The organism is Streptomyces sp. NPDC090994, assembly GCF_044768905.1.
In the GTDB taxonomy this organism is placed as follows: domain Bacteria; phylum Actinomycetota; class Actinomycetes; order Streptomycetales; family Streptomycetaceae; genus Streptomyces.
The window spans coordinates 18,534-31,155 of sequence record NZ_JBIVWS010000031.1; the positions used below are offsets into that span (position 1 = coordinate 18,534).

10 protein-coding genes are annotated in these 12,622 nt (G+C 74.0%); 6 read left to right on the forward strand and 4 right to left on the reverse strand.

Annotated elements, in window-relative coordinates:
- Positions 1–4 precede the first annotated feature (4 nt).
- Together ACIQR3_RS34930 and ACIQR3_RS34935 are read left to right on the forward strand one after the other, a co-directional pair.
- On the forward strand, positions 5–1,081 hold the full coding sequence (locus tag ACIQR3_RS34930; protein ID WP_403545148.1) for a polyprenyl synthetase family protein: 1,077 nt from the start codon (positions 5–7) through the stop codon (positions 1,079–1,081).
- Between the two features lie 51 nt (positions 1,082–1,132).
- Positions 1,133–2,218: a glutamate dehydrogenase gene (locus ACIQR3_RS34935; protein WP_403545149.1), complete on the forward strand. Its 1,086-nt coding sequence runs from the start codon at positions 1,133–1,135 to the stop codon at positions 2,216–2,218.
- 40 nt (positions 2,219–2,258) lie between these two features.
- On the opposite strand, the gene ACIQR3_RS34940 is transcribed toward ACIQR3_RS34935, so the two are convergent.
- Entirely contained in the window at positions 2,259–3,167 is a 909-nt protein-coding gene (locus ACIQR3_RS34940) for a class I SAM-dependent methyltransferase (protein WP_403545151.1), read from the reverse strand.
- Between the two features lie 348 nt (positions 3,168–3,515).
- Here ACIQR3_RS34940 and ACIQR3_RS34945 point away from each other — a divergent pair, with 348 nt between their 5' ends.
- Positions 3,516–4,049, forward strand: coding sequence for an EF-hand domain-containing protein (locus ACIQR3_RS34945; protein ID WP_403545153.1), 534 nt, complete (start codon positions 3,516–3,518; stop codon positions 4,047–4,049).
- A gap of 131 nt (positions 4,050–4,180) precedes the next feature.
- Here ACIQR3_RS34945 and ACIQR3_RS34950 read toward each other — a convergent pair whose 3' ends face one another.
- A complete protein-coding gene (locus tag ACIQR3_RS34950) occupies positions 4,181–6,079 on the reverse strand; it encodes an NAD-binding lipoprotein (protein ID WP_403545155.1) in 1,899 nt (632 codons plus the stop codon).
- A gap of 257 nt (positions 6,080–6,336) precedes the next feature.
- On the opposite strand from ACIQR3_RS34950, the gene ACIQR3_RS34955 reads away from it, so the two are divergent.
- The 3 genes from ACIQR3_RS34955 (at position 6,337) to ACIQR3_RS34965 (ending at position 11,015) form a co-directional block, all read left to right on the forward strand.
- On the forward strand, positions 6,337–8,355 hold the full coding sequence (locus tag ACIQR3_RS34955) for an FAD-dependent oxidoreductase (protein WP_403545157.1): 2,019 nt from the start codon (positions 6,337–6,339) through the stop codon (positions 8,353–8,355).
- 266 nt (positions 8,356–8,621) lie between these two features.
- The gene (locus ACIQR3_RS34960; protein ID WP_403545159.1) at positions 8,622–10,370 is read left to right on the forward strand and encodes a GAF domain-containing protein; all 1,749 of its coding nucleotides are present in this window, start codon (positions 8,622–8,624) and stop codon (positions 10,368–10,370) included.
- Positions 10,371–10,592: 222 nt separating this feature from the next.
- Entirely contained in the window at positions 10,593–11,015 is a 423-nt protein-coding gene (locus ACIQR3_RS34965) for a pyridoxamine 5'-phosphate oxidase family protein (RefSeq protein ID WP_403545161.1), read from the forward strand.
- Between the two features lie 271 nt (positions 11,016–11,286).
- Here ACIQR3_RS34965 and ACIQR3_RS34970 read toward each other — a convergent pair whose 3' ends face one another.
- Positions 11,287–11,979, reverse strand: a complete 693-nt coding sequence (locus ACIQR3_RS34970) for a response regulator (RefSeq protein WP_403545163.1) — start codon at positions 11,977–11,979, stop codon at positions 11,287–11,289.
- Between the two features lie 105 nt (positions 11,980–12,084).
- Positions 12,085–12,621 (reverse strand): hypothetical protein, encoded by a 537-nt coding sequence (locus ACIQR3_RS34975; RefSeq protein ID WP_403545165.1) that lies wholly within the window; start codon positions 12,619–12,621, stop codon positions 12,085–12,087.
- Between the last annotated feature and the right edge of the window lies 1 nt (position 12,622).

Genomic DNA, 12,622 nt, shown 5'->3' on the forward strand with positions numbered 1-12,622 from the left:
CCCCATGAGTACCGACCTCGCCCCCACCCTCGACCTCGACGCCCTGCGCGACCGGATCGACACCGTCCTGGCGCAGAGCCTGCGCCGTCCGCCCGCCTCGGTCCCCTCCCAGCGGGGCCGGGCCGGCGAACTGACCCGGGCCCTGACCGATTTCGTCCTCGCACCCGGCAAACGCGTCCGGCCCCTGCTGTGCGTCCTCGGCTGGCACGCCGCCGGCGGCGCCGGAGACGGCGAGGAGACCCTGTGGCGCACGGCGGCGAGCCTGGAAGTCTTCCACGCCTTCGCCCTGATCCACGACGACATCATCGACGGCAGCCCCACGCGCCGGGGCCGCCCCAGCGTCCACCGGGACTTCGCCGTCCGCCACCGGTCCAGGCCGGACGCCGACACGTTCGGCACCAACGCCGCCCTCCTCCTCGGCGACCTGGCCCTGCTCTGCTCCAACGCCTTCGTCGACACCGCCGGACTGAGCGCCCGGCAGCGCGACACCGTGCTGCCGCTGCTGGACGCGATGCGCGGCGAGGTGCTCCTGGGCCAGTACATGGACCTCTTGGCGACCGGACGGCCCACCGAAGACGTGGAGGAGGCGCTGACCATCGCCCGCCTGAAGACCGCCAAGTACACCGTCGAACGGCCCCTGCAGCTGGGAGCCGCCCTCGCCGGTGCCGACCGGGACCTGCTCGCCCTGTGCTCCGCCTACGCGCTCCCCCTCGGGGAGGCGTTCCAGCTGCGGGACGACCTCCTCGGGGTCTTCGGCGACCCCGCCGTGACCGGCAAACCCGTCTGCGAGGACCTCCGTTCGGGCAAGCCCACCGTGCTCATGGCCCTCGCCGCCCGGCGTGCCACGCCGGAGCAGCGCGAGACGCTCGACGCGCTGGTCGGCCGGGCGGACCTCGGCGAGGACGGTGCCGCACGCGTCCGGCACATCCTCCAGCACACCGGCGCCCGCGCCACCGTCGAGCACATGATCACCGAACGGTACGAGCGGGCGCTGCGCGCCCTGGACGACGGTCCGCTCGCGCCCCGGATCGCCGCCGCGCTGCGGCAGATCGCGGCCCGCGTCGCCGTCCGCACCGCCTGACCGCGTCCGCCGTACGGCACCGCGGCCGTTACCGCGGCGAAAGGAGAACCGGTGGCCGGTACCGCCGTCGACACCCCGCCCTTCTACTGTCCCATCGAATCCGCCGTCCATCCCGAGGCCGAGGAAGCCGAGCGACGCGCCCTGGCCTGGCTCGGCCGGAGCGGTCTGTGCCGCGACGGCACCGACCTCGCCCGGTACGCCGGCAGCCGCAGCGCCGACTTCTACGCCCGTTTCGCCCCGGCCGCCGACCTGGACCGGCTGTGGCCGGCCGCCCTGTGGGTCTACTGGGGGTTCGCCTTCGACGACGCCCGCTGCGACGAAGGCCCCTACGCCGCCGACCCCGGCGCCTTCGCCACCATGGCCTTCTCGGTGCAGCGCGCCCTGGAGGTACCCGGCCGGCTGCACTGCGCCGACCCGTACGCCGCCGTCCTGCACGAGATCGGGGAACTGTTCCGCGCGATCGCCGGGCCCGTACAGAACCGCCGTTTCGAGCACGCCCACCGCGCCTGGCTCACCGGTGTCCAGTGGCAGATCGGCAACCGGGCCGCCGGCCGCATGCCCGACCTGGACGAGTACCTCGCCATGCGCCTGCACTCGGCCGGCGGCGAACCCACCTACGCGATGCTGGAGATCGCCAACGGCCTCGACGTACCCGACCGAGAGATGGACTCGCCCGCGGTCCGCGCCCTGACCGAGATGGCCATCCTGGTCGCGGCCCTCGACAACGACCGCCACTCCCACGCCAGGGAGGCCAGGCGCCACCAGACCGAACAGAACATCGTCGACGTCCTCAGGGTCCAGCACCGTTACTCGCTCCACCAGGCGGTCGACGAGGCCATCGCCCTGCGCGACGCCGTGCTGGAGCGGTTCCTCGCCCTGCGCGACCAGGTCACCCCCCGCGCCGGCACGTCCCTGCGCCACTACCTCACCGGCCTCGGGCACGGCATCCGCGGCAACATCGAATGGGCACTGCGCGTACCGCGCTACCTCGCCGCGGACGGCGTCACCCCCGCCGCCCGGGCCCGCGTCCCGGCCCAGGCAGCCGCCGGCCGCTGGACCGACCTCCCCCGCCCCGGCCGCCAGGACCCCAGGAGGCTGCCGTCCATCGCGTGGTGGTGGCACGACCTCGTCCTCTGACGTGACCGGGCACCCGAGGCGCACCCGTCTCCCGGCGCCGTCACGGCAGGGGTTTGTCCGCGAACACCCACCGGTTGCCCGCCAGGGCGTCGTTCGGCTCGGGCAGCGGGCCGCGGCCGTGCCGGCGGGTGAAGTCGTAGGGGGTGCGGACCGATGTGGACCAGCCCTTGCGCACCAGGTCGCCCGCGGAATCGGGCCGCGGTTCCCTGCGGAACAGGTCGAGGAGGTCGATGCCGATCTGCCGGGTCGTCGAGGTGTAGAGCGGGCTGTCCCGGTGTTCCAGCAGGTCCTTGTCGAGCTTGACCTCGAACGCCAGGGCGCTCCCCGCCGCACTCAACTGGTCCACCATGCCGATGAGGTGGGTCTCGGCGGCGGCCGGCAGGTAGAACAGCAGTCCCTCGGCCAGCCAGACACTCGGTGCGGCCGTGTCGAAGCCGGCGTCGGCGAGTGCGCCGGCCCAGTCTTCGCGGAGATCGATCGGGACGGGCACGCGCGCTGCCTTCGGGGTGGCCGGCAGCCCGTCGAGCACCTGGTGCTTGAACGCCAGCACGCCTTCCCTGTCGATCTCGAAGACCACGCACCCGGGCGGCCAGTCGAGCCGGAAGGCCCGCGCGTCCAGTCCCGCTCCCAGCAGCACCACTTGACGGGCGTCACCCGTGTGCACCGCCCGGAGGAGGAAGTCGTCGAGGACCCTGGTCCGCAGACCGAAGTAGCGCGCGAACCGTCCCCACAGGGGATTCGCGTCGCCGTCCGGGACCTGGTGCGGGCGGACCGGCCAGCCGGCGGACACGGGTGCGGCGCGCACGAAGTGCTCCGCGTAGACGTCGCGGGCGAGGGTGTCGTGGCGGTGGGTCTCGATCGCCCGTGCCGCGGCGACCATGAGCGCGGTCACCCCTACGCCCCCTTCCACGCCTTCCGTACCGGTGTCGTGCCGCGTCGTGCCGTCCACGTTTCCTCCGTCGGTGAAGCGGGACCATGAACAGCGCAGGATGCCACTGGGGCGTCGGATGCGTTCTCATCATTGAGGGCGGCCCGTGACCACCGGTAGGGCGTGCGGAGACCGGACAGGGCACTGCCGGTCTCTCCCGTGCGCCGTGCACGCCGGTGCGCGATGAACTGCACTGCGGACAGCGGAAGTTCGATGCGCGGTGTGCGGGTTCATGCCGGATCGGCGCCATGTTCGCTCTTTTTGCCGACAAGCCCGCTCTCCCGGGGACACCGGATTCCGCAGCCCGCATAGTGACTGCGCGACGGCTCACCCCGTTCCGTCTCCTGGCCCGACGAAAGGCAAGAGTCCATGCGCAGTGAAGCGGTCAACCGTGTGAAGCTCGTCTTCACCCTGTTCGACGCCGACGGCAACGGCGTCCTGGAATCCGACGACTTCGAACTGATGAGCAACCGGGTTGCCGCGGCCGCGCCCGGGGCCGACGAGACCCGTCGGCAGGCCATGCGCGCCGGCTTCACCCGCTACTGGAACACGCTGGTCGGTGAACTCGACACCGATCGCGACGGCCGGATCACCTACGACGAGTTCCAGGCGTGCGTCCTGTCGCCGGAGCGCTTCAGCGGGGCGGTCGCCGAGTTCGCGGCCGGCTTCGCGCGCCTCGGTGACCTGGACGGCAGCGGAACCGTCACACGGCCGGTGTTCACCGGCATGCTCAGGGGCGTCGGCTTCGAACCGCCGAACATCCAGGCCCTCTTCGAGGCCCTCGGACCCGACGACGCCGACCGGGTCCGGGTGGATGCCTGGGAAGCCGAGATCAAGAACTTCTACGACCCCGACAAGGGCGGCGTCCCCGCGGACCTGCTGGCCCCGTCTCCGGCGGCCTGATCCCGCCCGGCCCGGCTCGCTCCGCAGGGGGCGGGCCGCCGGGCTCCGCACGACGGGTGAGGGCGACCAGCTCGTGCTCGCCGAGACGCTGTTCCGGCCCCGGAACCGCCGGGAGAGCCGGGGCGCGTTCCTCAGTCCCTGCCGACGACGACCACTTGGTCCTCGGCCGTCCAGCGGCGTCGCTCGTCCTTGGGCGGATTGATCCGCATGCCGTAGCCGGGGCTCGTCGACGCGCCGTCGTGGCTCCGGTAGCCGATGGCGCACTCGCCGCGGTGGCGGGCCGCGGCGACGACGGTGGCGAAGGGCGTCTCGCTCCCCGGCCGTACGTAGTCTGCGGCGGCCCGCAGGCGGATCCCGGCGCCGTCCGCGGAGAACAGTTCTTCGAACACCGCCGCCAAGTGCCGGTTCTGGGAGATCTGGGCCATGAGCAGGCCGATCAGCTTGCCGCTGATGATGACGTCGGCTCCGGGACTGATGGGGGCCAGCGCCCGGTTCCGGTCGTCGATCAGTTCGGTGACGACCGGCAGTTCGCGCCCGGTGTCCTCCTCCAGCTGACGCAGCAGCAGGAGGGTGACGAGCGTACGGGTGTCGGGGTCGGCCGACGGCTGGCCGGGAACGGGGTCCCGGCCGAGCACGATCACGCTGTCGTAGGAGTGGACGTCCAGCCGTCGCAGGGTCTGAGGGCGGGTGACGTCCCCGTGGTGCAGCGTCAGGCGCAGGCCCGTACCGCTGTGTGCGTCGGCCTCGCCGACCTGGCGGACCGTCGCCTCACCCTGGTCGGTCACCACGTCGACGGCTGATCCGGGCCGGGCACGGCGGCGCAGCTGGTCGACTATGAGCGGAGCCCGGCGGTTCCAGCCCAGCAGGAGGACCCGCTCCGCTCGCGCGGGTGCCGGAGGGCCGGACGCCATCGCCGCCTGCTCGACCGCCCCCGCGCAGTCCTCCAGCCGGACCGTGTCGTCGTCACGGGAGATGACGAGCAGCAGGTCGTCGGCGGTGATCAGCGTCTCGGGCGGCGGATCGAGCAGCGGGGTGCCGTCCCGCACCATGCCGACGACGCTCGACGTCCGGTAGGACAGCAGCGCCTCGCCGAACGTGCGGCCGGTCAGCGCGACTTCGGCGACCAGGTAGAACTCGTCACCGGCGAAGTCGAGGAGTTCCTGGTGGACGAGGGAGAGTCCGGGGCGGCGGGCGGCCTGGACGATCAGCCGGGCGGTGACGGTGTCGCTCTCCAGGACGACACCGCCCGGTCCGGCGGCGAGCCGGGCGGCCAGGCGGTACCGCTCGTCCCGGACGGCGGCGACGACGGGCGGACGGCTGTCCTCCCCGGCCAGTGCGGCCCTGAGCGCCAGCAGCGTCCTGACCACCTCGGCGTCGGCGTCGGGTTCGTCGTGGGGCAGGACCAGTACGACCCCGGCCGTGGCCGGGCTGGCCAGGGGGAGCACCGACGGGTCGGTGGTCGGACCGCTGCGGCAGATCAGCCGCGTACGGCCGGCCGGGCCCACCCGGGTGGCCAGTGCCTCCTCCATGAGGGTCTTGTCCCGGTCGGCCAGCACCGCCACCGCCCCGCGCCGCTGGTTGGCGTTGGCGGCCACCAGTTCGCCCACCACCGTGAAGACCTGCTCCGACCAGCCCAGGATCACGGCGTGCCCCTGTTCGAGCACGGTGGAGCGGCCCCGCCGCAACGCGGTGAGCCGCTCCGTGAGCGCCGTCGTGATCAGGCCGACGAGCGCCGAGACGTACAGCAGCGTGACCAGCGCGAGCAGCACCGACACCAGTACCCGCGGCGGCGTCCCCGTCGCACCGCCCAGCCGCAGTGTCTCCCCGGTGAGCTGCCAGACCCGCACCAGCCGGTCCGCCAGGGGCGCCGGCGCGTCCGGGTCGGTCCACACCAGCACCGCGCTGGCCGGGACGACGACGGCCAGGCACAGCAGCGCCATCCAGCCGACGAGCGCGGCGGCACCGCGGGCCAGCGTGCTGTCGAACCAGTAACGGGCCCTGTCACCGAACGGAGTACGCCGCTGCGCCACCCTTCCCCCTCCCCTCTCCCGCTCCTCACCCGTGGCAGGCAGGCATCTCACCCGTGACGGGCAGGCATGTCGCAGTGTGGGCGACCGGCCGCCGCGGCAGACGGTGTTCGCCCGGCGTTCATCCCTTCGGGTCCCCGAGCCGTTCGCGCCGGTACCCCCGCCGGGACGTCAAAGACCGGTCCCCGCGTTAACTCCTTCGGGTAGGCACCGGAGTGAAAGGCGGGTGCCCGGTCATGGCCGTCGGTACAAAGTCCGCCATGACTGAAGATCACGCGGTGACGCGTGCGGACGGCGGTTTCTCCCGCAGGGGTTTCGCGGCGGCGGTGGGCACGGCCACGGTGGCCACGGCCCTGACGCCCGGTGCCGCCACGGCCCTGACCCCCGGTGTCCCCGCGGCTCCGCCCGCGCCGGCCGCCCCGAGCGCCGGCCGCGGCACCGACTCCGCCCGGAGCCTCGCCGTCGCTCGCGCGCTGCTCGTACTCGACTCCGACGACCGCCCCCTGGTACCGCGCTACCAGAACGTCCTCCAGAAGGGCCTGCCGGCCCAGCGCCGGGCCCGCCCCAAGAAGGTCCTGGTCATCGGCGCCGGCCCGGCCGGTCTGGTGGCCGCCTGGCTGCTGAAGCGGGCCGGGCACCGGGTGACGGTGCTGGAGGCCAACGGCAACCGGGCGGGCGGACGCATCAAGACCTTCCGCACCGGCGGCCACGAGCGCGCCGAGCAGCCCTTCGCCGACCCCCGCCAGTACGCCGAGGCCGGCGCGATGCGCATCCCGGGCAGCCATCCCCTGGTGATGGAGCTGATCGACCAGTTCGGCCTGAAGAAGCGGCCTTTCCACTACGTCGACGTCGACGGCGAGGGACGTCCCGCCAACCGCACCTGGATCCACGTCAACGGCATCCGTGTGCGGCGCGCCGACTACGCCCGCGCGCCCCGGCGCGTGAACCGGTCGTTCGGGGTGCCCCGGGCCCACTGGGACACGACCGCCGCCGCCATCCTGCGCTCCGCGCTGGACCCGGTGCGCGACGAGTTCAGTCACGTGGACCGGACCGGCAAGCGGGTCGACAAGCCGCTCCCGGAGCGGCTGAAGGGCTGGGCCCGGGTGGTGGAGCGGTTCGGCGACTGGTCGATGTTCCGCTTCCTCACCGAGCACGCCGGCTTCGACGAGCGGACCGTCGACCTGATCGGCACCCTGGAGAACCTCACCTCACGCCTCCCGCTGTCCTTCATCCACAGCTTCATCGGCTCCTCCCTCATCAGCCCCGACACGCCCTTCTACGAGCTGGAGGGCGGCACCGCCGTACTGCCGGACGCCCTGCTGGAACGCGTCCGCGAGGAGGTGCGGTTCGACCGCCGGGTCACCCGCGTCCAGTACCACCACCCCGACCGCTCCTCTGCGGACACCGAGCACGTCGGGGACAAGGGGCCGCACGTGTGGGTGGACACCGTGTCGGAGGGCCGCGACGGCCCGGTCGTGCGGGAGCAGTTCACCGCGGACGTCGCCGTGGTCACGGTGCCGTTCTCCGGGCTGCGCCACGTGCAGATCACCCCGCCCCTGTCGTACCGCAAGCGCCGGGCGGTCAGCGAACTGCACTACGACTGCGCGACCAAGGTGCTGCTGGAGTTCAGCCGCCGCTGGTGGGAGTTCGACGAGGCCGACTGGAAGCGGGAGCTGGGCGCGATCGACCCGGGCCTGTACGACGCCTACCGCACCGGCCGGGCCGCCGCGGACGGCAGCCTGCTCGGTGCCCACCCCTCGGTGCCCGACGGGCACATCACGGCGGGTCAGCGCACGCACTACGCCGCCAACCGCGCGGTGGCGCGCGATCAGCCGGAGGCGGTCGACGTCGTGGGCGGCGGCTCGGTGTCGGACAACGCCAACCGGTTCATGTTCCACCCGTCCCATCCGGTTCCGGGCAGTGCGGGGGGCGTGGTCCTGGCCTCCTACAGCTGGGCGGACGACGCGCTGCGCTGGGACTCCCTGGACGACGAGGCACGGTACCCGCACGCCCTGTGCGGCCTCCAGCAGGTCTACGGCCAGCGCGTCGAGGTCTTCTACACCGGCGCCGGCCGCACCCAGAGCTGGCTGCGCGACCCCTACGCCTACGGGGAGGCGTCCGTGCTGCTGCCCGGACAGCACACGGAGCTGCTGCCCGCCATCCCCGCGGCCGAGGGGCCGTTGCACTTCGCCGGGGACCACACGTCCGTCAAGCCGGCCTGGATCGAGGGAGCCGTGGAGTCCGCCGTACGCACCGCCCTGGAGATCCACACCGCGTGAGCCGCGCGGTCGGCGCGGTGCGCCCGGTCACCACATAGCCGACGGCCCCGGGGCACCGGGGCCGTCGGTTCTCCCGCACGCGACGGGCGTCGGACCGCCGGAGCGGCTCGGCGCCCGTCGCGGTCGGGCGGCCTCGAGCGGGAGAACCGGGGGCCATAGGATCTGAGCGCCAGGGACGGCCGTACCTCGTTCGCCTGTCCGCGCGCCGACAGGGCCGTCCCGCACGAGGGGGGAAGACGTCAGGCGCCTTCCCGGAGGGAGCGGGAATGGCGGAGAGTCCGGCGGCGGGGCGGAAGGACGGCCCGGCGGCACCGCGGTTGCGGCTGGACGAGTTACTGGAGGGCCTGCAGGCCCAGGTGGCGCAGGTCCGCGCGACCCGGGACCGGGTGCACACCCTGCTGGACGCGGTGCTCGCCATCGGCTCCGACCTCGACCTCGACGTGGTGCTGCGGCGGATCACCGAGTCCGCGGTGACCCTGGTGGACGCCCGCTACGGGGCGCTGGGGGTGCTCGGCGAGGAAGGGCGGATCAGGCAGTTCATCACGGTCGGCATGGACGAGGGGACCGTCGCGGCGATCGGCCACTACCCGGAGGGCCACGGCATCCTCGGGCTGCTCATCGAGGAGCCCGAGCCGCTGCGCCTGGCCGACCTCGGGACGCACCCCGCCTCCGTGGGCTTTCCCGACGGGCATCCGCCGATGACCACGTTCCTGGGGACGCCGGTGCGGGTGCGCGACCGGGTCTTCGGCAACCTCTATCTGACCGACAAGCGCGACGGGGCGCGGTTCGACGACGAGGACGAGGCGGTGCTGCGCACGCTCGCCGCCGCGGCCGGGGTGGCCGTCGACAACGCCCGGCTGTACGAGGACACCCGCCGCCGTGAGCAGTGGCTGGCGGCCAGCAGCGACCTGACCCGCAGTCTGCTGTCGGGCACCGACCCCGACCAGGTGCTGCACCAGGTGGCCGGTACCGTCCGGGCGCTGGCCGGGGCCGATCTGGTCACCGTCGCGGTGCCGTTGGACGGCGGCGACGGGCTGGTGATCGAGGCCGCCGACGGGGAGGGCGCCGGGCGGGTGCGGGGGCTGGTGCTGCCGCCGGTCACGCTGGCCGCGCGGGTGTACCGCTCCAACACGCGGATGGCCAGCGCCTCTCTGTCGGAGGAGGCGCAGGACGGCGGCGGCTCGGCGGGACGGATCGAACTGGGGCCGGGGTTCCTGCTCCCGCTCGGCGGTCACCAGGAACACGCCCGCGGTGTGCTCCAGGTCGCCAACCTGCCCGGGCGGCCGGAGTTCTCCGACGCCACGATGGCCATGGTCGGCGGGTTCGCCGACCAGGCCGCGCTCGCCCTGGAGATCGCCGAGCACCGGCGCGAGGCCGAGCGGCTGATGGTCCTGTCCGACCGGGACCGGATCGCCCGCGATCTGCACGACCTGGCCATCCAGCGGCTGTTCGCCTCCGGGCTGACCCTCAACTCGGTGCTCGGGCGGATCGCCGACCGGCCCGAGGCCGCCGAGCGCGTCCAGCGGGTGGTCGACGACCTCGACGACACCATCAAGACGGTGCGCGGCACGATCTACGCGCTGCGCGAGCGGGACCGGCCCGGCGGACGCGGCGGACTGCGCGCCGAGTTGCTGGCCGAGACCGACCGGGCCGCAGGCCCGCTCGGCTTCACCCCGGCCCTGCGGATGACCGGCCTGCTGGACACCTGCGTGCCCGACGAGTACGCCGGGCACCTGCTGGCGGTCGTACGCGAGACCCTGTCGAACACCGCACGGCACGCGCACGCCACGCACGTCGAGGTCACCGCGGAGACCGACGGCAGCCGGCTGTCGGTGCGGGTCGCGGACGACGGGACCGGCGTCGGCCCCGGCGTCACCCGGCGCAGCGGTCTCGCCAACCTCCGCCGGCGCGCCACCGACCTCGGCGGCGACTTCACCGTCGGGCCGAACGAGCCCTCCGGGACCGTGGCGCGGTGGACGGTTCCGCTCCCGGCAAGGGCACCGGCGGACGGCTGAACCCGGCGGGCCGCCCGCCTCGTCCTTCTCGCACCCTTCGGACCGGGCCGGCGAGCGCGGCCGGGAACCCCGCGGTGCGGGCGGCACGTTGTCCGTCCTTCTCGCGCGCAGTGGTACGGCACCGCTGTCGGCGGCCGGGCTCGGGCCGGGGGCTCCGCGTCCGAGGCGGGGTGGGGCCGACCGGCCCTACCCGCGTGCGGTGGCCGCCGGAACGATGGGCGGATGTTCCAGAACGATGCCTTCGGCGCACTCGACCGGCCGGAGTGCCTGCGCCTGCTCGCCAAGGTGCCGGTGGGCCGCGTGGTCTACACCCGGCAGGCACTGCCCGCGGTCCTTCCCGTCAACTTCTCCCTGGACGCGGACGCCTCCGTGCTGCTGAGCACCTCGCCCGACTCGGATCTGGTGCGGGCCGTGGACGGTGTCGTGGTCGCCTTCGAGGCGGACGAGTTCGACGTCCGGACCCGGTCGGGGTGGAGCGTGGTCGTCACCGGGCGGGCCGCCCTGGTGACCGACCCCGCCGAGCACGAACGGCTGTCGCGGTCCGGCCCCGCCTCCTGGATGCCGCTGCGGAACGCGGTGTTCATCCGGATCGAGTCCGAGATGGTCACCGGACGGGAACTCAGGGGATCCCGCGGCACGCGGTGAGGGGGTGCGCCGGCCCAGGTCAGCGTCGGGGCACCGGGCCTGGGCGGTCCGGTCGCCGCCTGGGCGGAGATCACCTCCGACCCGGCGAAGGCGCGGACGTACCAGCGGGCGCGCGGCAAGGGCGGTCCGTTGCCGACGCGCCCTTCCTCTCCGGGACCCGCCGCAACGGCACCAAGGTCGTCGCCGTCAGCCCGGACCACGCCGACGACGTCGAGCACGCCGCCGAGCGGCTCGCCCCGCACCCGGGCGCGGCGGAGGTCTCGGCGCCGGGTCAGCGGGCGTCGCGGCGCAGTCGGTCCTGGGCCTGGGTGGCGATGACGGCGGCCTGGATGCGCCGCTCCACCCCGAGCTTGGCGAGCAGCCGGGAGATGTGGTTCTTGACCGTCTTCTCCGCGAGGTAGAGCCGCCCGCCGATCTGTCGGTTGGTCAGTCCCTCGCCGATCAGGGCCAGGATCTCGCGCTCCCGCCCGGTCAGGCCCGGCAGGGCGTCGGGCTCGGGCTCCGGCTCCGGGCCGTGGCGCAGCCGGGCCATCAGCCGGGCGGTGGCGCTGGGGTCGAGCAGGGACTGGCCGGCGGCCACGGTCCGCACGGCCGACACCAGGTCGGAGCCCTGGATCTGCTTGAGCACGTAGCCGGAGGCCCCGGCCATGATCGAGTCCAGCAGGGCCTCCTCGTCGTCGAACGAGGTCAGCATCAGACAGGCCAGCTCCGGCAGCCGGGAGCGCAGTTCCCGGCACAGGCTCACCCCGTCGCCGTCCGGCAGCCGTACGTCCAGCACGGCCACGTGGGGGCGCAGCGCGGGGACGCGGACCAGGGCCTGGGCCACGGTGGCGGCCTCGCCGACGACCGTGATGTCCGGCTCGTCGTCCAGCAGGTCGTGCACCCCGCGCCGTACCACCTCGTGATCGTCCAGCAGGAAGACCCTGATCGGGTGGTCGGGTCCGGGCTGCTCGCCGTCGGCCATGGAGATGCTCCTCGCGTCGCGCTGCTCGTGCCAGTGCCGAGTCTCCGTGACCGAAAGCCGGAGGACCAGGGCCGATCGGCCCTGGTCCTCCGGCTTTCGCCGGTGTCACCGCCTGGTCGTCGCCCCTCGGCGGGCCGCGCGCGCCCAGCCGGCCGCGAGGGTGAGGAACAGCGCCGTCAGCGCGGCGGGGACCGGGTACGCCGTCCAGTTCCGGCCGGTGCCGGCCAGCAGGACCGCCGACGCCGTGGAGGCGGCCAGGCCGGTGCCCAGCAGGGCGGCGAAGAGGTACCGGGGACGGTACGGACCGGGGGCGGGGGGCGGACCCTGGGTCAGGGCCGCCCACTGCCGCACCGTCTCCCGGCTCTCGCGCCGGCGCCGTACGGCCGCGTGGGCCCACAGGCCCGCCGTCAGGACCGCGCCCGCCCCGGCCGCCGCACAGGGCGGCCACCAGGACGCGGTCAGCGGGAGCAGGGCGGCGACGGCGGCGGCCGTGGCCCAGCCGGTCAGACAGGCCGCCGCCCGGGCCCGCCGGGAGCCCGGCCGGTCCGCTCCGGCGCGTACGTCGGCGAGGGCGGGCAGGTACCAGACCCAGCCGGAGGCGGTCACCAGGGCGAGGCCCAGGGCCAGGACGGGGTGGGCCACG

Excerpts from the sequence above, each read along its gene's own strand:
- ACIQR3_RS34930 (WP_403545148.1), top strand. The coding sequence starts at position 5 with ATGAGTACCGACCTCGCCCCCACCCTCGACCTCGACGCCCTGCGCGAC.
- ACIQR3_RS34955 (WP_403545157.1), top strand. The coding sequence starts at position 6,337 with ATGACTGAAGATCACGCGGTGACGCGTGCGGACGGCGGTTTCTCCCGC.
- ACIQR3_RS34965 (WP_403545161.1), top strand. The coding sequence starts at position 10,593 with ATGTTCCAGAACGATGCCTTCGGCGCACTCGACCGGCCGGAGTGCCTG.
- ACIQR3_RS34960 (WP_403545159.1), top strand. The coding sequence starts at position 8,622 with ATGGCGGAGAGTCCGGCGGCGGGGCGGAAGGACGGCCCGGCGGCACCG.
- ACIQR3_RS34970 (WP_403545163.1), bottom strand. The coding sequence starts at position 11,979 with ATGGCCGACGGCGAGCAGCCCGGACCCGACCACCCGATCAGGGTCTTC.
- ACIQR3_RS34945 (WP_403545153.1), top strand. The coding sequence starts at position 3,516 with ATGCGCAGTGAAGCGGTCAACCGTGTGAAGCTCGTCTTCACCCTGTTC.